The organism is Deltaproteobacteria bacterium (assembly GCA_003696105.1).
GTDB lineage: Bacteria > Myxococcota_A > Polyangia > Haliangiales > J016 > J016.
Window position 1 is genome coordinate 1 of sequence record RFGE01000200.1, and the last position, 20465, is coordinate 20465.

Annotated in this window: 15 protein-coding genes and 1 pseudogene; 7 read left to right on the top strand and 9 right to left on the bottom strand. The window is 71.2% G+C overall.

Going from position 1 to position 20465, the window contains the following annotated elements:
* Positions 1-768: hypothetical protein (locus tag D6689_13185; protein RMH40608.1), on the top strand; the 768-nt coding region annotated here is incomplete at its 5' end.
* Between the two features lie 25 nt (positions 769-793).
* Here D6689_13185 and D6689_13190 read toward each other — a convergent pair.
* The gene (locus D6689_13190) at positions 794-5617 is read right to left on the bottom strand and encodes a GAF domain-containing protein (protein ID RMH40609.1); all 4824 of its coding nucleotides are present in this window, start codon (positions 5615-5617) and stop codon (positions 794-796) included.
* A gap of 86 nt (positions 5618-5703) precedes the next feature.
* On the opposite strand from D6689_13190, the gene D6689_13195 reads away from it, so the two are divergent.
* Positions 5704-6699: a hypothetical protein gene (locus tag D6689_13195; GenBank protein RMH40610.1), complete on the top strand. Its 996-nt coding sequence runs from the start codon at positions 5704-5706 to the stop codon at positions 6697-6699.
* 8 nt (positions 6700-6707) lie between these two features.
* Here the strand turns inward: D6689_13195 and D6689_13200 are convergent, their stop codons facing one another.
* Genes D6689_13200 through rsmD form a run of 4 tightly spaced genes read right to left on the bottom strand, consistent with a single transcriptional unit; the run spans position 6708 to position 9647 of the window.
* A complete protein-coding gene (locus D6689_13200) occupies positions 6708-7394 on the bottom strand; it encodes a hypothetical protein (GenBank protein ID RMH40611.1) in 687 nt (228 codons plus the stop codon).
* Entirely contained in the window at positions 7394-8599 is a 1206-nt protein-coding gene (locus tag D6689_13205) for a pyridoxal phosphate-dependent aminotransferase (GenBank protein RMH40612.1), read from the bottom strand. Before D6689_13205 ends, D6689_13200 begins: the two co-directional genes overlap by 1 nt.
* On the bottom strand, positions 8596-9093 hold the full coding sequence (locus D6689_13210) for a pantetheine-phosphate adenylyltransferase (protein ID RMH40613.1): 498 nt from the start codon (positions 9091-9093) through the stop codon (positions 8596-8598). The genes D6689_13205 and D6689_13210 overlap by 4 nt, the downstream gene beginning before the upstream one ends.
* A complete protein-coding gene (rsmD, locus tag D6689_13215) occupies positions 9090-9647 on the bottom strand; it encodes a 16S rRNA (guanine(966)-N(2))-methyltransferase RsmD (protein RMH40622.1) in 558 nt (185 codons plus the stop codon). Before rsmD ends, D6689_13210 begins: the two co-directional genes overlap by 4 nt.
* Between rsmD and D6689_13220 the strand changes: the two genes are divergently transcribed.
* Complete coding sequence (locus tag D6689_13220; GenBank protein ID RMH40614.1) at positions 9337-11277, top strand: benzoate-CoA ligase family protein; 1941 nt, start codon at positions 9337-9339, stop codon at positions 11275-11277. The two genes, rsmD and D6689_13220, sit on opposite strands and share 311 nt — an antisense overlap.
* Positions 11278-11324: 47 nt before the next feature.
* On the opposite strand, the pseudogene D6689_13225 reads toward D6689_13220, so the two are convergent.
* A pseudogene (locus D6689_13225) lies at positions 11325-11612 on the bottom strand (hypothetical protein).
* A 573-nt stretch (positions 11613-12185) separates the two neighbouring features.
* On the opposite strand from D6689_13225, the gene D6689_13230 reads away from it, so the two are divergent.
* The 3 genes from D6689_13230 to D6689_13240 all read left to right on the top strand — a co-directional run bounded on the left by D6689_13230 (position 12186) and on the right by D6689_13240 (position 17577).
* Positions 12186-12749 (top strand): flagellar assembly protein FliH, encoded by a 564-nt coding sequence (locus tag D6689_13230; GenBank protein ID RMH40615.1) that lies wholly within the window; start codon positions 12186-12188, stop codon positions 12747-12749.
* A 2-nt stretch (positions 12750-12751) separates the two neighbouring features.
* Complete coding sequence (locus D6689_13235) at positions 12752-14083, top strand: FliI/YscN family ATPase (GenBank protein ID RMH40616.1); 1332 nt, start codon at positions 12752-12754, stop codon at positions 14081-14083.
* 392 nt (positions 14084-14475) lie between these two features.
* The gene (locus D6689_13240) at positions 14476-17577 is read left to right on the top strand and encodes a hypothetical protein (GenBank protein RMH40617.1); all 3102 of its coding nucleotides are present in this window, start codon (positions 14476-14478) and stop codon (positions 17575-17577) included.
* 113 nt (positions 17578-17690) lie between these two features.
* On the opposite strand, the gene D6689_13245 is transcribed toward D6689_13240, so the two are convergent.
* From D6689_13245 to D6689_13255, 3 genes are read right to left on the bottom strand one after another with little or no spacing between them, the layout of a single operon-like run.
* The gene (locus tag D6689_13245; GenBank protein RMH40618.1) at positions 17691-18197 is read right to left on the bottom strand and encodes a hypothetical protein; all 507 of its coding nucleotides are present in this window, start codon (positions 18195-18197) and stop codon (positions 17691-17693) included.
* Positions 18194-19204 (bottom strand): prepilin-type N-terminal cleavage/methylation domain-containing protein, encoded by a 1011-nt coding sequence (locus D6689_13250; protein ID RMH40619.1) that lies wholly within the window; start codon positions 19202-19204, stop codon positions 18194-18196. Before D6689_13250 ends, D6689_13245 begins: the two co-directional genes overlap by 4 nt.
* Positions 19201-19701 carry a hypothetical protein gene (locus tag D6689_13255; protein RMH40620.1) on the bottom strand — a complete coding sequence of 167 codons (501 nt, stop codon included), beginning with the start codon at positions 19699-19701 and terminating at the stop codon, positions 19201-19203. Before D6689_13255 ends, D6689_13250 begins: the two co-directional genes overlap by 4 nt.
* A 63-nt stretch (positions 19702-19764) precedes the next feature.
* On the opposite strand from D6689_13255, the gene D6689_13260 reads away from it, so the two are divergent.
* The gene (locus D6689_13260; protein ID RMH40621.1) at positions 19765-20406 is read left to right on the top strand and encodes a prepilin-type N-terminal cleavage/methylation domain-containing protein; all 642 of its coding nucleotides are present in this window, start codon (positions 19765-19767) and stop codon (positions 20404-20406) included.
* Positions 20407-20465: the final 59 nt, after the last annotated feature.

The window sequence follows — 20465 nt, forward strand, 5'->3', positions numbered from 1 at the left end:
AGCCCGGACGGCACGAGCGGCGACGGGGTGGCGACGAGCCCGGACGGCACGAGCGGCGACGGGGTGGCGACGAGCCCGGACGGCACGCTGCCGCGCCGCACTCTCGACGTCGCGTTCGCGTTGCGCGTGCCGCCGGCCGCCGGTGCGCCGGGCACGCCGGTTCCGACGGTGACGTTGCCGAACCTGTCGTGGGGGCTTGCGACGGTTCCGATGGCAGTGGTCGCCGATGAAGACTGGTTCGTCGCCCAGTTTGCCGGCGCACCGCCGCCCGTATTGACGAGCTTCGGCAGCGGCGTGGCGACGAGCCCGATCCGGTTCGATCCGGCCGCGTCGTTCCCGACGCCGGTGACGCCGACCTTCGCGAACGCTCAGCCGATCGCGCTGATCCTGTACACGCACGTATCCGGTTCCGGCGTGGCCACGTCGCCCGGGCCGAGGACGCTGCGCGCGGAACCGTACTATCCGCTCGGTGTGCCGGTATCCCCGGACGCGGTGGACGTCGCCCTCGACGCACTGTGGCAGCGTGCGTGGGAGGAACTGTCCGGCAGCGGCGTCGCGACGTCACCGGTGGTTCTGCCCGGCGTCGACGGGGCGACGGTCGACCAGTTGGCCCACGCCGTCACTGCGTATGTCGCCGTCGGCGGCGAGGCGGAACTGGCACCCGCCGGCGAATATGGACCGATGCTCGACGCATCGGGGATTCCGCTCGTGCCGACGGCAGGGGACGCCGCGGGCGTCGGCGCCGTGCCCTGGTCGCCGCCGAACTGACAGGGGCGCCGGGCATCCGGCCGCGTCAGAGCGACGTGGCCGCCGGAATGCGGAACGAAAACGTCGATCCGCGGCCCGGTTCGCTGTCGACCCAGATCGACCCGCCGTGCCGGTCGATGATCTCGCGGCTAATGTACAAGCCGAGCCCGATTCCCTTGCCGCGCTTTTTGTCGCCTTGTGCGAACTTCTCGAACATCCGCGCGCGCACTTCCTCCGTCATACCGGGACCCTCGTCGGAAACGTCTACGCGGACGTAGTCGCGCACGACATCGGCATCGGCGGTCGGTCCCCAGGCGCTCAAGTCCGACGGCGGCGCGGGGGGCGCATCGGGATCGCCGGCGCGAACCGCCTCCGTGCGCGCGCGCACGTGGATCACACCGCCGTCCGGTGAAAACTTCACCGCATTGGCGACGAGGTTCGTCACCACCTGGAAGATGCGATCCGGGTTGCCGAGCGCCATGCAGGGCGACGTGGCATCGACTTCGATGCGGACACTTCGGTTGTCGGCACCGGCGCGAAAGTTGGCGCATACGTCGTCGAGCAGAGGAGCGAGATCGAACGGTTCCATTGACCAGTCGGTCTCGCCGCGTTCGTGGCGCGCGAGTTCGAGAACGTTGTCGAGCAGGCGCTTGAGTCGCTGGGCGTCGCGGTGAATGTGTTCCAATAGGCCGGGAAGTTCGTCGAGCTGCATCGCCTCCACCGCGGAAGGGCTGGAAAACCCGAGGATACCGGACAGCGGATTGCGGATCTCGTGGGCGAGGATGCTCATCAACTCGGTCTTGCGCCGCTCCTCCTCGACCAGGCGGGCATTCTCGATCGCGATCGACGCCTGCGCCGCAAGTGCTTCGAGCAGCGGCAGGTCGGCGTCGCGCGCTTCGTGCGGCAGCGCCCGGCTGTCGACGTACACGATGCCGAACGTACGTCCGCGGGACATCATTGGCGCGCACATCACTTGGCGAAGGCCGAGCATGACGATGCTCTCCTGGTCGCGCAGGTCGATGTTGTCGGCGATGTCGGTGACGGCGATTGGCTCGCCGCTGGCGGCGACGCGTCGCACGATCGACCCGGAGAACGCCGCATCGTCGCGCCCGAACTCTTGTACGTCTTGGCCGCGGATGCGCCGCAGCCGTTCGCGCGGTCGTCCGTCGCGGTCGAGCAGCAAGATGAATCCGCGGTCGAAGCGCGTGACTTCGAGAATCTTGTCGAGCACGAGGCCGAGCAGTTCGTCGAGCGGCACGCGGCCGGCCATGTGCAGAACGTGGAACAGCACGTCCGCCCGACCGTGGGCGCCGGGCGTCCGTTGCCCCCCGTCGGACAGTGCTTTGAGCCGACTGCGCGCGCGCGCAAGGTGCCAACGCGCGCCCATGTCGGCGAAGGTCTCGACCGCGCGCTTGAGCAATGCGGTCGCCTCGTCCGGCCGTTTGGCGGCCGCCTCGATCTCCCCCGCTTCGAGGTCGCATTTCGCCACCTCGAAGCGGGCGCCGAGCGAGTCGAGGATGTCCCTCGCGCGCGCACAGAACCACCGCGCCGATTCGTAGTCGCCCTGCGCGCGCAGCGCGCTCGCGGCGACTCGATGCAGGTTGCCCTCCTCGATGCGCGTGCGCACGTCCTGTGCCTGGCGGATCGCGTCGATGGCGCGGTCGAGTGCCTCGGCGAGCCGGCCCTGCGCGACGTCGACTTCGCAGATCCGGCGCAACTGCTCGACGACGTCCTCCGCGGCGCCGAGCGCGCGAAACCGCGACAGCGCGCGCTCGTACAGCTCGCGTGCGCCGGCGAGGTCGGCCTGGCGGAACAAGATATCGCCACGGTTGCCCTCGATCATCGCGGCGATGTGCTCGTAACCGACCTGACGTGCAAGCTCTGCACCGCGGTCGAAGGTCGCAAGCGCCGCGTCGAACTCGCCCAGATCGCGGTACAGCAGGCCGAGATTGTTGAGGGCGTTGACCAGCTCCGCTTGCTCGTCAAGTCGCAGGCACAAGTCGCGAAACTGTTCCCAGCGTTCGCGACACTTGGCCCACTGCCCCTGGAAGTAATACGCCGCACCCAGGTTGTTGATACACCTGGCCAGTTTGCCGATGTAGCCGGCTCGTTCAAACACGGGAATGGCGCGTTCGTACGCGTCGATGGCCCGCGTGTAGTCGCCGTCGTGGATCGCGGCGCGACCGATGCCGAAGTGAACGTCGGCCAGCACGAGCGGGTCGCCGGCCGCCTCCGCGTCGTCGAGCGCGGCGGTGAGATCGTCCAGTGCGCGTTTGGCGTCCCCCTGGTACACGGCGATCGTTGCGCGCAGCTTGCCGATGCGCGCCGACGTGGCGCGGTCGCCGAGTGATCGAGCGATCACGTGGCCGGCCACGGCGTGCTCCGTAGCCGCAGCGTAGTCGGACCGATACATCAGCACGCGGCCGAGGGCGTACTGGCACAGCGCCTCGTCGCGCTGCATCCGGTGCGTCCGTGCCTCTGCGAGCGCGGATTGCAGCACGCTGACCGCTTGCTCGCCGTCGCCGCGACGGCTGAGCAGCTCGCCGAGGCGCCGCGCGATGCGAACCCGGGCGGCCGGATCGTCGGTGCGCGCAGCGTGAGCGCGCTGAAGGTCGGCGCACGCGCGCTCGGCGTCGCCGAGCAAGGCGCGCAAATTGCCGAGCCGTTCGTCGAGTTCGGCGGCGGCGGTCGGATCGTCGGTGAGGATGCGGGCTTGCTCGTACCACTGTACGGCGCCGTGCAGATCGCGAACGGCCTCGCGTTGGTCGCCCGCGCGCGCGCTCCACACCGCGCCGCGCTGCCGGTCGCCGATGGCGACGTAGTGCGGGGCCAGGACGTCGGCGGGGATCGCTTCACCCGCGGCGGCGAGGCGTTCCAGCGCGGCGGCTGCGCGCCGATGCAGCTCGGTGCGATCGCTGGCCGGCAGCTCGCGATACAGCGCGGCGCCGATGTTGCGGTGGGCGAAATAGAACCAGCCGGCGCCGATGTCGGCGCCGATCAGCCGCGCCGTCGCGGCGTCGACGAGCGCGTCCGTGACGTCGTCGACGCCGACCAACTCGGCCAGCACGTCGGCGCGAAACCGTTCGCCGAGCACCGCCGCGACCTCGAGCGTTCGACGCGCGTCCGGCGGCAGCGCGCGGGCGCGCGCGACGGCCGCAGAGATCGCGCTCGGCGGGATCGGGATGGATGAGATGTCGCGCGCGATCACCCACGCGCCGCGCCGCCGCGCAAGCACGCCCGTCGACACCAGCGACCGCAGCGCGGACGCGGCGTGCGCGGGGTTGCCGCCGGTGGCGCGGTGTAGATCGGACGCGAGCGCGCGGCCGATCTCCGGGCCGAACGTCGCGGTCACCATCGCGCGCAGACTGTGCCCGTCCAGCGGGGGCAGATCGATGCGGTGCCCGTGTGGAATGCGGTCGAACAGCGCGGTGGCGCGCGCGATCAGGTCGCCGGCCGCGGCGGTCGTCGCGGCGGCGGGCTGACCGACGGCGCGCAGCATCGGCGCGCTGTCGAGCGTCCGCCGCACGGCCCACGCGACGACGGCGCGGTGGCTGCCAACCGCGCGCGCTACGTAGGCGAGCAGCTCGAACGCACCGACGTCGGCTTCCTGCACGTCGTCGACGAGGATCGCGATGGGCTGCTGCTTGGCGGCGTCGATCACGACCGCCGCGATCGCCTCGGCTAGCGCATAGCGGGCGCGCGGGTCGGCCGCCTCCGCGTCGGCCCGGTCGGCGAACAGCGGCGCCAGCGCAGGCACATCCTCGGCGGTTGCCCCGCTGTCGGCGAGCAGGGCGTTGACGAGTTCGGTGACGGCGGCATAGGGCCGGCCGGTGCCCGCCGCGAGCGATACGGCGTAGGTCGCGTAGCCCCGTAGCTGCGCTTCGAGCTGCAGTTCTGCGAGCAGGCGCGACTTGCCGATCCCCTCTTCGCCGGACACGAGCACGGCGGCGCCCTCGCCGGACTCGGCGCGATCGAGGAGTTCGCCGAGGCGGGCGACGTCGCGTTCGCGGCCGACGAGCGTCGCGCCGAGATCGACCAGTGGCGTGTGGTCGCCGGTGGCGAAGTCGGTCCCCGCGATGTCGTTGATGCGTTCGAGGACTTCGTCGGCGGTCTGCGGTCGTGCGCCGGGCGACGGGTCGAGCAGCGCGAGTAGCAGGTTCGCAAGGCCGGGCGGAATGTCGGGTGACGCTTCGCGCGGGTCTTCCGGCGGTCCTGCCCGCTGGGCCGCCAGAATCGTCGGCACGTCGTCGCCGCGCCACGGCAGGATCCCGGTCGCCAGCTCGTACAGCACGACTCCGAGCGCGTACAGGTCGGAGCGCGCGTCGAGCCGGCCGGCGTACACTTCCGGTGCCGCGTAGGGGAACGTACCGCGCGCCGCCGATGCACGCGGATCCGACAGGCGCGCGGCGAGTCCGAAGTCGGCGAGCTTCGGCGCGCGCCGCGGATCGCGGGCGAGCGCGTCGCCATCGACGAGGATGTTGGATGGCTTGATGTCCGCGTGCACCATGCCGCGGGCGTGCAAAAATGCGAGCGCCTGCAAGACCCCGCCGGCGATCGCGAAGAACGCGGGTGAACTCGCGCTCGGGCATGCGTCGGTGAGCCGTGGCCCGACGACGAGATCCATCGTGTAGTAGTCGTGGCCGTCGCGGGTGAGCCCGTAGTCGTGTACGCGAACGATGTTGTCGTGCGACAGGCGCGCCAGGGACAAGAACTCGCCGCGGAGGTTCGCCAGACCGCGCCGGCGCGGCATGACCTTCATCGCCAGGCGTTCGCCGGTTCGTTCGTCCAGAACCTCGTAGACCGCGCCGGCGCCGCCCTCCCCAATGAGCGCGACCACTCGATAGCGTTCGGGTGGGGCGACGGACAGCATCCAACAGATTGTCGCGCCGGGCCGCGCCCGCGCGCAAGCGCGCGGCGCGCAACATCACGCGCGCCGGTGCGGCTACAATCGCGTCGATGGTCTCTGCGAGTCGTCGCACGTTGCTCGCGATCGGGATCGTTGCCGTCGTGTGTCGCGGTGCCGCTGCGCAGACGTCGCGCGGGTCGGCGGCCGAGTCGGAACCGGACCTGCTCGCGATCGACGTGCAGCGCGGCGTCGCGATCGCCGTCGGCACACACGGCGCCGCGTGGACGATGCGCGTCGGTGACAATCGGTGGGTCCGCCACCCGACGCCGACGCGGACCGAGTTGCTGTCCGTGTCGGTAGTGTCCCCGAGGGACGCGTGGGCCGTCGGAATCGGCGGCGCGTTCTTGCACTTCGACGGGCGCGATTGGCAATCCGTCGCAGGGACGGCAGCGCGTTCGTTCCGCGCGGTTCGGATGAAGAATCGCAACGCGGGCCTCGCCGTCGGCGACAACCGCGTGCGCCACTATCGCCGGCCGCACTGGGGCCGGTTTTCGGCGATGGTCGCGATCCCGCGGTTCACGGCGCTGGCGCGGGTTGGCCGCCATCGGTCGGAGCGGTTCGTCGCCGTCGGCGCCGGCGGCGCCGCCGTGGCGTTCTCGGGGGTCGGGACGAGTTTGACTGCCGACGCGGAGATGACCGGCACGACCGCGGACCTGTCGGCGGTGGACGGCTGCCGGCACCGCAAGAGCCAGGCGATCGCGGTCGGCTCGGTCGCGCTCCTGCGCGAGTGGAACGGCGCGTGGCGCGCGGTGTCGCCGCCGCCCGAACCGCTCACCGACGTGGTTGCGCAATGTCGTCGCGGCCGCATTGCGCGCGCGTTCGCGGTCGGTGCCAGCGGCTTGCACGTGTTCGATGCCGCCTCGGGGCAGTGGACGACGCGGCCGGTGGCAGGCGAGCCGCTGGCGCTCGCGTGGGCGGACCGGCGGCGGTTGCTCGTCGTCGGCCGCCGCGGGTTCTGGCAACTCGTCGACGCTGCGGCGGCGGCGCCCGCCGCCGGGGCGAAGGCGGCTGCGCCGGTCGCTCCACCGCAGCCGGTTCCGCGCTGACCGCGTCGTCAGCCGCCGAGCACGCGGATCTCGGTGTCCTGCACGAAGCCCGCGTAGAGCGCGCGCAAAAACCGTTTGATCTGGACCGTCGATCGGTCGTCCGCGTCGTCGATGTGGATCGTGCACAGAGTGCGGGCGGCGCGGGACTCGGGATGCTGGACGATGTCGGACAGCGCGGCGCCGTCGTCGGGCGCGGCCGGCACGCGGTCGTCGACGGCGATACCGCCGAGGTGAACCAGTACCGCGAGGGCGTGCGCTGGCTGGATGTCGCCCGCGCACAGCATCTCCTCGAACAGCTGGTCGGTCGTGACCGTGAAGCCGCGAAAGAATGGCCCGTAATGTTTCGTAAACGGCTTGGGCGCCGCCATCATCCCGCGTTTTCGCAGTTCCTCGCCGCCCGCACCGGTGATGCCGCCCTCTTTGAGGTTCTGGCGAAGTAGTTGCCCGGGCAATGAGTCGATGGTCGGCGGCAGCCGGCCCGCAAGCCATTCCTCCGCTTGCGGGCCAATCGGGGCCTCGATGACGCCGACGCACGCGAGCGACTCGTCGAGCAGTTCGCAGGTCGGACACGACGTCGGATCGCACGCGGCGACTTGTCCGCGCACCAGCGCCTCGACGAACGCCGCGGGATCGCCCGCGACGCGCTTCGCGGGGCTGTCGTCGTCGACGACCCATCCGAAGCCGACCGCAGCCATCAGCGAAGGGCTCCGAGCGCCTCGGCCATGCGATCGAGGCCGCGCTGGATGTGGTCCATCGATGTGGCGTACGACAGACGTGCGTAGCCGGGGGCGCCAAACCCGCTGCCCGGGACGACGGCGATTCGGCCGGCGTCCACCAGGTAGGCGGCAAGAGCGACGTCGTCTTCGATCGCCGTGCCGTCGGGCGTGCGCCGGCCGAGGAACGCCGACAGGTCGGGGAATGCGTAGAACGCGCCGAGCGGTTCTGTGCAGCGTACGCCGTCGATCGCGTTGAGGCGCTCGACCATCGCGCGCCGGCGTTCGTCGAACGCGCGCCGCATCGCTTCAACGGGCTCGCGCGGCCCGGTGATCGCGGCGAGCGCTGCGACCTGGGCGATGTGAGTCGCGTTGGACGTGGACTGACCCTGGAGCTTGGCCATCGCGCCGATCAGACGCGGGTTCGCGGCCGTGTAGCCGATTCGCCAGCCGGTCATCGCGTAGGTCTTGGACACGCCGTCGACGAGGATCGTCTGCGCCGCCACTTCAGGACCGAGGCTGGCGACTGACGCATACACGGCATCGCCGTAGACGAGCGATCGGTAGATGTCGTCCGAAACGATCAGCACGCCGCGGTCGATCGCCACCCCGGCGATCGCTTCGAGCCGGTCGCGGCTGTACAGCGCGCCGGTCGGATTGCTCGGGGTGTTGAGCACGACCGCGCGCGTGCGCGGCCCGATGGCGGCGGCGAACGCGTCTGGATCCAGTTGGAAGCCGTCGGACGCCGTCGTCGGCACGATCACCGGTTCGCCGCCCGCAAGGCGGACCATGTCCGGGTACGACACCCAGTACGGCGCGGGGACGATCACCTCGTCGCCGTCGTCGAGCAGGCACATGAACAGGTTGAACAGGCTCTGCTTCGCGCCGGTGGTCACGATGACGTGGTCAGCCGTGAAATCCGTGCCGTGCGTCGCGTTCAGTTCGGTGGCGATCGCTTCGCGCAACGACGCCAGGCCGGCGACGTGCGTGTAACCGGCGACGCCCTCGTCGAGCGCGCGTCGTGCGGCGTCCTTGATGTGGTCTGGCGTGTCGAAGTCGGGCTCGCCGGCGCCGAAGCCAATCACGTCGATCCCTTGCGCGCGCAGAGCGGCGGCCTTGGCCGTGACCGCCATCGTGATCGATGGTTGCACGCGCGAAAGCCGGGACGATAGTTTCCACAGGGTCATGCGAACTTCTCCTTGAGCGCGCGTTCGACCGCGCTAGGGACCAGGCCGGATACGTCGCCTCCGAGGCTGGCGACCTCCTTGACCAGCGACGAGCTGACGTAGAAGTTGCGCTCGTCGGTCATCAGGAACACGGTGTCCAGTTCCGGCGCGAGGCGGCGATTCATGTGGGCGAACTGAAACTCGTATTCGAAGTCGGCGAGCGCGCGAAGGCCCCGCACGATGCTCGTTGCACCGCGGCGCCGGCAGTAGTCGACGAGGAGGCCGTCGAATGCGTCGACTTCGATCCGGTCGCGGAACTCGTCGTCCAGACTTTCGACGATGAACCGCTTGCGCTCGGTGACGTCGAACAGCGGTTGCTTGCGCGGGTTGCCCGCGAGCGCGACGACCACGCGATCGAATAGATCGAGGCTGCGGATCAGGATATCGATGTGCCCGTTGGTGATCGGGTCGAACGTGCCCGGGTAGACCGCGAGGGTGTGCCGGTGCGTGCTCATGCCGGGACTCTCCCATAGAACGACAGCGCCGTGTCGCCGTATTCGCGGCGATCCGTGCGGACGAGCGCGCCGGCCGCGTCGACCGTAGGGCGCCGCGCGGCGTGCTCGACCACCGCGATGCCCCCCTCGGCCACCAGGGCGCTGTCACCGAGCGCGACGAGGGCGCGGTCGGCGAGGTCGGTCGCATACGGCGGATCCGCGAACACCCAGTGGAACCGCCGCCCCTGCGCGTCGAGGCGCCGGATGGCGGCGATCGCGTCGGCGCATACGACGGACACCGCGCTGGCCACCCCGAGCGCGTCGACGTTGGCGCGAAGACACTTCACCGCGGAGCGGCTCGTGTCGACGAACACGGCCGTCGCCGCGCCGCGCGACAGCGCCTCGAGCCCGAGTCCGCCCGCGCCGGCGAACAGGTCGAGCACGGCCGCGCCCACCGGCGGTGGTCCGAGGATGTTGAACAGCGCTTCCCGCACCCGATCGGAGGTCGGCCGCGTCGTCGTGCCGGCCGGCGCGACGAGGCGCCGGCTGCGTGCCCAACCGCCGATGATGCGCATGTCCGGGCCATCTACCAGCTTGCTGCCACTCCGGGCAAGTGGCAGTATGGGCGGGGACATGGGAGATGCGGTGGTCAATCTCCCGCGGCGCGTGTTCGACCGCGCGCGCGCGATGGGATGGTCGGACCGGATCGCGGTGCGCGAGCCGGAGCGGGCGTGGACCTACGCGGAGCTGGAGGACCAGGTCCGGCGGGTGGATACGGCGCTGCGGGCCCTGCGGGTGCAACGGGGGGATCGCGTCGCCGTGTTCATGCCGGACACGCTCGAGGCGGCGGCCGCGATTCTGGGGGCGATGCACATGGGGGCGGTCGCCGTGCCGCTTAGCGAACTGTCGACGCCCAACGACGTGCGCGACTACGTCGCCGACTGCGGCGCCGCGGTGGCGATCGTTCACGCATCGCTCGAGCCGGCGATCGACGAAATCCGGTCCGAGGTCCCGCAGCTTCGCGAGGTGATCGTCGTCGGCGCGGCGAACCCGGGCGAGCGCGACTACCTGAGTCTCGTGCGCGCGGCACAACCCGCGACGGCGGCGGCTGACGTATCGGTGGACACCACCGCGATGATCCTGTACTCGGCCGGCGCGTCCGAAGGGAATCGGCGCGGCGTGCCGCACACTCACGCGGCGCCGTTCATTGCGTTCGAGTCGTACGGTCGCGGCGTCCTCGGTCTGTCCGACGCCGACCGCGTGCTGTCCGTTGTACGGCTGGCGACGGCGTACGGCCTTGGCACCGGTTTGTTGTTTCCGCTGATCGCGGGCGCCGAGGCGCTATTGTTGCCAGAGCAACCGACGACGGAGGCGATTCTCGGGGCGATCGCGGCGAGCCGGCCGACGGTGTTGTTCGCGACTCCGTCGGTGTACGGCCAGGTGGCTCGCGACGTCGAGGCTGCCCGCGCAGCCACGCCGCCCGCCGGCCTGCGCGCGTGCGTGTCGGGCGCCGAGGGGATGCCTCCGAAGCTGGTGCCGCGAGTCCGCCGCGCTCTGGGGGCGGACGTGCTCGTCGGCTACGGTTTGACCGAGGCGTTCCAGTTCGTGCTCGCGACTCGGCTGGGGGCCGGGGGCGCGGGAACGTGCGGCCAGCCGGTACCGCAGTTCGACGCGCGCGTCGTCGACCCCGACGGAGCGCCGCTACCGCCCCACGAGATCGGCCGGCTGCAGATCAAGGGGCCGACGATTTCCGGACGGTACTGGGGCGACGACACCCCTCATTTGTCCGCGGATGGATGGTTCACGACGGACGACCGGTTCATGGTGGACGACGGAGGCAACTTCATCCACTGCGGGCGGGAGGACGATCTGTTCAAAGTCGGCGGCAAGTGGGTGTCGCCGGCCGAGGTGGAACAAGCGCTGCTCGGTCACGAGGCGGTGTGGGAGTGCGCCGTAATCGGCGCCGAGGACGAGGATGGGCTCGTCAAGCCGCTTGCGTTCGTCGTGCCGAATATCGGTCACGCCCCGTCCGCCAAGCTGGCCGCGGAACTGCGCGAGCACGTCAAGTCCGAACTCGCGCCGTACAAATACCCGCGGTGGATCGAATTCGTCGACGCGCTGCCGAAGGGGGCCACCGGCAAGGTGTTGCGGTACAAGCTCAAGCCGCCGCCACTTAGCCGGCGCCGCGCGGAGACGTTGTCGTAGCGGCGGCCGGCGCACCGGGCAAAATGGGGGCGCATGGGGCGGCTCGATCAACTCGCGACCGAGCTTCGCGCGGCCGTGGTCGCCGGCGTCTTGGCGTGCGGAGATCGCGCTGCCGACCTGCTCGCGCGCGTGTCGCCGGACGCCCGCGCGGCAGCTGAAGATCTGCTGGCCCTCGACCGCGGCGATCGCGCGGCGGCGCTCGCGCGTGCGGTGGCGGCGATGGTCAAGCCGGTGCCGGCCGGCCTCACGCTCGTTCATCGCGATTGGATCGAAGCGGCGATCGCCGGCGAGGATGCGGACGTGCGCGATGCGGTCGCGGGGGCCGGCGAGTTCACGGCGGCCGCGCGGGTGTGGCTCCAGCGACGCGCGCTCGGCCAGTTGGTAGACATGCCGCCGGCGGACGCGGCGCCGCCCGCGGCCTGGGCGCGTTGCGACGTGGCCGTTCTACTGGCCGCGCTCGCCGCGTTCGGCGTCGACGCGATCGCCGCCGGACTTGTCGGCGCGCCGCCGGCGACGGCGGCAGCGGTGGCGGCGCGACTGGGGGAGCCGCGCGGCTCGCACCTCGTGGACGCCGTCGCGGCGTGGAAGCCGCGGGAGCGCGAGCTGCGCGCCGCCGTGTCGGCGTTCGCGCACGGCGCCGGGCGGCTGTCGGAGCGCGCGCTGCACGTCATCGGCGCGCGGCGGCTCGGCGCCGCGCTGGCGCGGGCGCATGGCGACGCACCCCGCCAGATCGCGCAGCGGTTGCCGCGCGCGGTCGGCCTCGAGCTGGCCGCCGCGTCCTATCGGTACGCCGCCATAGACGGCGAGGTCGACCGGTTTGCTCGGCTCGTCGACGGGGCGGCGGGCGGGTAGTGCAGAGCGTGGCCGAGGTCCCGGGAGACGCCGGGGACGGCCGGCTTTGGTAGAGTGTGCGCGTGAGCCGAATCGTCAAGGACGGCGCAAAGGTGATCGACGGGGCGGTGTTCGACGCCAAGGCCGAAGCCGCGCGGATCGTGACGGAGGCGCATGCCGAAGCCGAAGCGATCCGCGAGCGGGCGCGCGAGGAGGGGCGCGCCGAGGGGAGGGCGGAGGTCGCGGCGCTGTTGGTGCGCGCCAGGCAGGAAGTCGATCGCCGTATCGCCGAGGCCGACAAGGAGTTGCGGGTCCTCGCGGTCGGCATCGCGGAGCGCCTCGTGCGCCGCCACCTCGCGCTCGATCCCGAGACGGTCGCGGACATCGCCAAGGCGGCGCTCGACGAGGCGCGGGGACGCCATGAGTTCGTGTTGCGGGTGCATCCAGATGACGTGGCCACCCTCGAACGCGAGCGTCCCGGGCTGCTGTCGCGGCTGTCGGTGTCGGCCCACATCCTGATCCGCGCCGACGACGGCATCGAACGCGGCGGTTGCGTGGTAGAGACCGACGTCGGCACGGTCGACGCGCGGCTGTCGACGCAGCTCGCCGCGATTCAGCGTGCGCTCGAGGAGGCGCCGTAGCGGTGGCGCTCGACGTCGACCGCGCGTTGCGCATCGTCGACGGCGCGCGCACGGTGCGCGTGACCGGTCGCGTGAGCGAGATCACCGGCCTCGTCGTGCGCGCCACCGTGCCGGGCATCCGCCACGGCGAGATGGTCGACATCGAGCGCGCGGGCATGGAGCCGCTGCCGGCCGAGGTCGTCGGCTTCCGCGGAGAGGAGGCGGTGTTGTTGCCGCTCGGTGAGCCGTCCGGCGTCGGGCCGGACAGCGCGGTCGTTCCGCGCGGCCAACCGCTCACGCTGCGCGTCGGAGAGGCGCTGCTCGGGCGGGTCGTCGACGGGCTCGGCCGACCGATCGACGATGGTCCCCCGCTGGACGGTCATGCCGGCGACCTCGAACCCTGGCCGGTCGACCGCGCGGCGCCCGATCCGCTCACCCGGCGGCGCGTCGACCGGCCGCTGCCGACCGGTGTGCGGGCGATCGATGGCTTTCTCACCCTCGGCGAGGGCCAGCGCATCGGCTTGTTCGCCGGGTCCGGCGTCGGCAAGTCGACGCTCATGGGGCAGATCGCGCGGTCGGCGAGCGCCGACGTCAACGTCATCTGCCTGGTCGGCGAGCGCGGCCGCGAGGTGCGCGATTTTATCGAGGACTCGCTCGGCCCAGAGGGGCTTGCGCGGTCTGTGGTTGTGTGTGCAACTAGCGATGCGCCGAGCCTCGTGCGTCTCAAGTCGACGTTCGTTGCGACCGCGATCGCCGAGTGGTTTCGCGACCGCCAGGGCAAGCGCGTATTGATGATGGTCGACTCGCTCACGCGGTTCGCCCGCGCTCAGCGCGAGGTCGGCCTGTCCGCCGGCGAGCCGCCGGCGCGGCAGGGGTATCCGCCGAGCGTGTTCGCCGCACTGCCGCGGTTGCTCGAGCGCGCCGGCAACTCCGACCGCGGGTCGATCACCGCCATCTACACGGTTCTGGTTGCCGGCGGTGACATGGAGGAGCCGATTGCCGACGAGGTGCGCGGCATCGTGGACGGCCACATCGTGCTGGACCGATCGATCGGCGCGCGCGGCCGCTGGCCCGCGATCGACGTGCTGCACAGCGTGTCGCGCGTGATGTCGCACGTCGCCACGCCCGAGCACGTGGCAGCAGCGCAGCGGGCGCGCGAGCTGCTCGCGGCGTACGAGTCGCATCGCGATCTGATCACGCTCGGCGCGTACAAGCGCGGATCCGACCCGCGCGTGGACGCGGCGATCGCGGCCATCGACGCGATCGAGCAGTTTCTCCGGCAGGGGACGCACGAGACCGAGCCGTTCGACGAGGTCGTCGCCGGCTTGGCGGCGCTCGCCGGTGGCGCGGCGTGACGTCGGCGGGGCCGGCCGCCGCACGCCGGCCGCCGCACGCCGGCCGGGCCGGGCCCCCGCGGCACGACGCGGCGCGTAAGCCACGCCGGCGCGGAGCGCGCTCACGCGGCGTCCGTCGGGACCATCCCGACCCGCGGCGCCGATCTGAGAACTCGGCGCATCGCTGCGTCCAGTTATCACCACTCACATCGACTCACCCGATGTGGGACGTCCGCTCCTCACAGGCGCTCGCAGCTCGGCGCGATCTCGCATCGTTACGGAAAATTGCAGCGTGACCGCAAGCCTGGCCCGGCGATTGCCTTACACCTGCTCACAACCGGGAAGATCGGGCGGACCTGGGGACGGGCGTCTCCAGCACCCGTACCTGACGGTCCCCGACCAGAGAGGTATTCGTGAGACGTCGCACTCGCATTCGCAAGCCGGAGTCGTCCAACGCCCTTCGCCGCCTCGGGCTCGCATCGCCGCCGCCGCTGTTCGGCCGCGTTCGCGAACTCGCCGAGATCGAACTGGCGCTCCGCGAGGTGCCGGTCGTGGTCGTGACCGGGCCGATCGGCGCGGGCAAGTCGCGCCTCGCGCGCGAACTCGCGGCGCGCGACGGCGAGGCGGTCGGCCTCACCGCGCGTTACGTGCAGTGCGAGCCGGGCGACGTGGCGGCGTCGGTGGCGGCGCGCGCCGAGCGCGCGCTCGACGTGGTCCCGGGGAGCCTCGATGCGGCGCTGCGCGACCGCCCCGTGTTGCTGCTCGTCGACGACGCGCACCGTCTGGAGCCGCACGAACTCGCGCGGCTCGCCGCTGCATTTCCGCCGCCGGAGGCGTGCGGGCGGGTCGTGCTGTGGTCGCGCGATGCGCTGCCGCTGCGGCGCGACCCGGACGGGCGGCGCGAACTCGCGCTCGGCGGTCTCGACGAGGCGGCCGCCCGCGACCTGTGGGCGCATCTCGAAGATCAGTACGGCCCGACGCCGGCGGGCGCGTGTGACGACGCGGTGGTGCGCACCCGCGGCATGCCGCTCGCATTGCGGCGCGAGTACGCGCGCGCGGCCGCCGGGCCGGATGCCTGGGACCTCGACGCGCTGCCGGCCGACGTGCGGGCCGCGCTCGACGCCGCCGCGGTGTTGGGAGTCGCCGCGGCACCGGCTGCGATCGCCGCGCTGTTGCCCGACTGCGACGTCGAATCGGCGCTGGCGCAGCTCGTCGCGCGCCAGCTCATCGATCCGCTCGATGATGGGCGGTTCGCGGTGCACGATGCGGTGCGCGAAGACGTGGTCGACCGCATGGATGCGGCGCGCCGCAGCGCGCTGGCCGCCGCCGCGGCCGAACTCGCGCTCGACCGGCCGCGCGGGGCGGGGCGCCAGCCCGCGTGGGAGGTGCGCGGCGGGGCGGCGCTGGGGTTGGCGGACCCGGTCGACCGCCTGCGCTTCGGTGTGCGCCGGTTGATCGATGCTGGCGAGACCAACCGGGCGGTCGACGTCCTGGTCGCGGCCGAGGAGGTGCTCGCACGGCGCGGCTGCGGCGGCGAACTCGAAGCACTCGTCGCCGCCTTGTCGGGAGCGACCGGCAAGCAGGCGGACGCGCTGGCGGCGCTGCGCGCCGACATCGCGGTTCGCCACGGGCGCATCGCCGCAGCGCTGGAGATCCTCGAACAGGTTGGGCCCGGTCGCGGCGTCGCCGGGGCGCGCCGCCGCGTGCGCATTGCGGAGCTGCGCTACCGATCGGGCGACGTCGATGCGGCCGAGGCGGCGTTGCGCGCGCTGGCCGAGCACGCCGCGGTCGGCGTCCGGGCGGGCGCGGCAGTCGCCCTGTCTCGCATCGCCCTCGACCGCGGCGACGTCGACGGCGCGATCGCGATCGCGGCCGACACGCTCGATGCAGATCGCGCAAAGCTACCCGCGAGCGCGCGCGTGCGGCTCGGCCTCGCGCTCGCCGACGCGCAGTTGGCCGCGGGGAACGTGACGGCGGCCCGCGCAGCGCTCGCGCGGGCGGCGACCGTCGCCGCGCCCGATCCCTCGGTGGCCGCCGGCGTGGCTTGCCGGCTGGCCGCGTGTCTCGTCGCGGAGGGTCGGCTCGGCGACGCCGAGACGGCCCTTGCCGATGCCGAGGCGGCTGCCCGCGAGTGCGACGAGGCCGCGGTCGCCGAGGACGTGCGTCATCGCCGCGCGGTCGTCGGCGCGCTGCGGGGCGACATGGCCGCCGCGTGCGACGCACTCCGCGCGATCGTCGATGCGCGCCGGCAGCGAGGCGACGAAGTCGGCGCGCTGCGCGCCGAGGTGGACCTGGCGGCGGTGCTCGAGCGCCGCGGCCACGTGAGCGCGGCAGCCGAACTCGCCGCCGCGTGCGCGCAGTCCGCGGATGCCCGCGGGCTCGCCGCGATTGCCGCCGAGGCGCGCCTCGTCGCGGCCGCCGTCGACGTCGCCGAGCTGCGGCTCGACGAGGCGATCGCAGCCCTCGCGGCGCTCGCGGCATCGCCGGAGGCCACCGCGGGCGCGCGGGCGCGCGCCGCATCGCTGCTCGAGGTGGCGCGCGCGTGGGCGTCGGGCGAGGCGCCGGCGGCGGACGCTCTGCCGCTCGAGTGCGACGAGATTGTGCGCGCGCGCGCGCGTGCGTCGGCGTGCCTCGCGGCCGGAGCCGTGGTCGACGCGCTCGACGCAGCGCGTAGCGCGTCGGTATGGGCCGAGCGCGCCGGCCGGGTGGCCGACATGGCCGATGCGCTGGCGCTGGCGGCGCGCATGTATCTCGCGCGCGGCGACCGGGCCGCGGCGACGGCAGCCGCCACGCGGGCGGTTCGCGAGGGCCGGGCGTGCGGCTTCACGCGGGCGCAGGTGCGCGGGCTGCTCGTGTTGGCGGCGCTGCGCCGCGACGCCGGCGATACGGATGCGGCACTCGCCTACGCGCGCGACGCGCACGACCTCGCGTCGGACGCGGGGCTGGCGTTCGAGCGGCTCATCGCGGCCGAAGCGGTCGAGGTAATCGATCCGACCGCCGCCGGCGACAACGGAGAGAGCCGCGACGCCGCCGCCGCGACGCTCAGCGAGCCCGCGCTGCGGACGGCGCGGCAGGCCTTGTCGGATTTGGGATTGACGGCCGCGCGCCCCTACCGCGTGGTGACCGGCAACGGCCAGGAGAGCTTCGTCGCCGACGCCAATCCGGGCCTGTTGCGCATGGAGGACCGGTCGCTCGCCATCGACGGCGTGCGCGAGGTGATCGTGCGCGACGGCGTCCAGATCGCCGATCTGCGCAGGCGCAGCCTGCTCAAGCGGTTGTTGTTCCTGCTCGCGGGCGCGCCGACGCGGACCTTCTCGAAGGAGGAGATCGTCGAGACGGTGTGGAACGTCGAATACCACCCGCTGCGCCACGACGCCGCGCTGTTCACCAACATCATGCGCATCCGCCGGTTGCTCGGCAAAGACGGCGCCGATCTCATCCGCGTGAGCGACGACGGATATCGGTTCTGCGCGCCGAGCGACTACCTGTTCGTCGAGAACGTCGCGGCCGCGTAGAGTCCCCCCAACTCCGCGCTGCGACGCGGCCCCGGACGCACACGCGCCGGGGCCGTTTTTTTTCGCCCGCCGTGCAGGTCTGCCCGATCCGCGGCCGGCATCGCCGCCGGCGGTCAGTTTGCGTTGTTGGTGTTGCCCGACCCTTGTCCGGATTGGTTGCGATAGATTGCGCCGCCACCCTCGTATCGAACTAGCTCGATGACTTCGCGCGGTGTCGTGGGATATCGAATACAACGCGCCACGACGAATACTCTGAGATCGTTGTCACGTGTCGTATCGTTTGCCGCCGGTGGCATTTCGTCGTCGTTGTCCATGAGTTGGACTTCCCAGTCATCGTTGCCGTCGCCATCGATGTCACCGCGCAGCGGGTAGTTGCTCGGGTCGTTGCTCGGGTCTCCATCGAGGATGGCCGCCCATAGCCCGTAATTCTGGCCTGCCCATACGCGACCTTCGGCGAGCCCTGCCTCGGCGCACGACAGAGCGTCTCGCGCCTGCCGAATGAGACCGGTCGACCGAGTATCGGCGAGCTGGACGTAGATGGCGACCCCGCCAGCACCGAGCAGTGCCACGAGGAGGATGAGAACGACGACCATGGCCGATCCGCGCTGCCCGCGAGTCATGGTGAGCCCTCCAAGTTGCGCAGCTCCACGGTAGTCGTCAGCACGCGCCGGCGGTATGGGTCCGGAACCGTCGACGCTGCACGGTCTTCCGCGGCCGGTCGCGTGAAGGACGCCACGTTGCTCGTTTCGCTCACCGAGCGCGCAATGAGAGTCAATCGCACCGCTCGCGGAGGGATGCCGCCGGGCGGATCCATGTCGCCGGCAATATTGTAGTACCACTCGTCGTCGTTCGGAGCGATCCCCACTTCGGTGATCGTCCCGTCTCCGTTTGCATCGACGGCGACCGCGATCTGGAGGTCCTCGATTCCGTCCGCGACTGGCTCTGCCGTCGCCGGTCCGGGCCCGTCCGGGTCCATCATGAGCATAGGTATATTGCCGGTTCCCGCGTCGTTCTGCACGAAGAATCGCGCGAAGCGTCCGCGAATGACGAGGCTGCCGGGCTCGAAGCCCGGCCCGGGAAATGACACCGCACCACACGAACTCGGTTGGATGGTGCCCAACTGCCACTCCGAGCCACTGGCCTGAACGTCGGCCACGCGCACGATCGTCCCGACGTCGAGATTGGTGATGACGATGTAATCGCCCGGGAAAAAGTCCTGTCCGGCGACTTCTTCCGCGTCCAGCACCGTGAGCCCGGTCGACGTAGGGCTGTACGTCGACCGCGAGGACGTGAAGATACCCCCGCTCGCGTAGACGAGACTGATTTCGTCCGGCGCGTTTGTACGATTGGTGACTGAAATCCCGGGTACCTGTCCCGAGCAGCCGATCAAGTCTTCGAACATACCGGTCAGGACGCCCGGGTTCGAGTTGCGGACCGCATCAGCGAGAAAGTCCATTGACACCCGCGCCGCCCGCTGCACCGACACCATCGTTCCATGATCGCGGAAGCTGCGCATCATCGTCAAGCCAACCGACAGCGCTGCACCGATCACCAGACTGGAGACGACGAGTGCCACCATCAACTCGACGAGCGTGAGGCCCGCGTCGGGGCGGACGGTTCGCGTCACAACGTCCTCCGAGTCTGGAGCACGACTTGATGCGGCTCGCTACCGCGCTCGTTCCAGGTGACGGTGACCACGATGTCCGCAAATGTTGCATTCGTAGTGATCACCGTCGTTCGCGTGTAGAGCCCGCCAGTGACCGGTCTGCCTTGGGGATTTAGCCCTGATTCGACGGTCGTGCCGGCGGCCAGGGGGATCGTACGTAGTTGTTCGATCCGCGATTCTGCGAGAACGGCCGCTTCCGTGGCGTGACGTGAAAAAGCGGAGGACCGAATGCCGGTGACCTGCAACGCGACGATACCGGTCAATCCGACAATGAGGACCGTCGACGCGATCAGCAGTTCGATCAGCGTAAACCCGCCTTCGGCCCGGCGTGTACGGCAATCCGGCGTTTGCCTTCGCACGTGTCGAGTCCCCACGAGTTGACATTGTACCTTGTCGAGCGACAGTCGGCGACATATGGAAGGCGTTTGGCCGCCTGGCTCGGCCATCGAAGATCTCATGGAGGACGATGTCGGATATCGCGCTACAGCGCTACGAGCGGCAGTTGCGTCGATCGCGTACCGGTGTCGCCGCGTTGCTCGTTTCACCTCACCGTGCTGGCGACTCGCGCCAAATCGCGGCACGATGGGAGTGCGCACCTCGGCGGCGGGGCGCGAGGAGGACAGATGAGCCCACGGACTGGTCACACCGAACGGTCGACGGCCGGCTTTACCCTTGTCGAGTTGATGGTGACGATCGTGATCGCGGCAGTGCTTGCTGCGCTCGCGGTTGTGTCGATTCGGCCGGAACGGCAGGCGCGCAGCGCGCGGGGATACGCCGAGCAGGTCGCGGCACTGTTAGACACCATGCGCATTCGAGCGACGACCACGCGGCGCTGGCAGCGTCTCGAGGTGTACGCCGATCGAGTCGCGCACCTCGAGGCGGAAACGGAAGGCATGGCCGTGCCGAGCAGCTACTATGAGGTCGAGACCGTCGCGGCGCCGTCGGGGGTTCGCATTGGTGCCGTATCCGATCGGACGCACTTGGCGCCGGGCGACAGCGTACCGTCGCTCGGAGCCGGACTCGGAACCATCTCGATCGACCTTGCGCCCGATGGGTCGGCCGTTCCCGGGACGATCTTCGTCGAACGCGAGGACGGAAGCGATCGATACCGCGTCACGGTCTTCCGCGCGACGGGCGCGGCCCGCGTATTCGCAGACTGGTAGCGCCGTCCGGGCCGGCGCGAGGGTTCCGGTGTCGACGCGCCTGCGCCCCGCGTCCCGCC

Coding starts and splice junctions, on each gene's coding strand:
- D6689_13200 (RMH40611.1), bottom strand. CDS start 7,394: ATGGCTGCGGTCGGCTTCGGATGGGTCGTCGACGACGACAGCCCCGCG.
- D6689_13190 (RMH40609.1), bottom strand. CDS start 5,617: ATGCTGTCCGTCGCCCCACCCGAACGCTATCGAGTGGTCGCGCTCATT.
- D6689_13195 (RMH40610.1), top strand. CDS start 5,704: ATGGTCTCTGCGAGTCGTCGCACGTTGCTCGCGATCGGGATCGTTGCC.
- D6689_13210 (RMH40613.1), bottom strand. CDS start 9,093: ATGAGCACGCACCGGCACACCCTCGCGGTCTACCCGGGCACGTTCGAC.
- D6689_13245 (RMH40618.1), bottom strand. CDS start 18,197: ATGACTCGCGGGCAGCGCGGATCGGCCATGGTCGTCGTTCTCATCCTC.
- D6689_13205 (RMH40612.1), bottom strand. CDS start 8,599: ATGACCCTGTGGAAACTATCGTCCCGGCTTTCGCGCGTGCAACCATCG.
- rsmD (RMH40622.1), bottom strand. CDS start 9,647: ATGCGCATCATCGGCGGTTGGGCACGCAGCCGGCGCCTCGTCGCGCCG.
- D6689_13220 (RMH40614.1), top strand. CDS start 9,337: ATGGCGGCGATCGCGTCGGCGCATACGACGGACACCGCGCTGGCCACC.
- D6689_13255 (RMH40620.1), bottom strand. CDS start 19,701: ATGAGATCTTCGATGGCCGAGCCAGGCGGCCAAACGCCTTCCATATGT.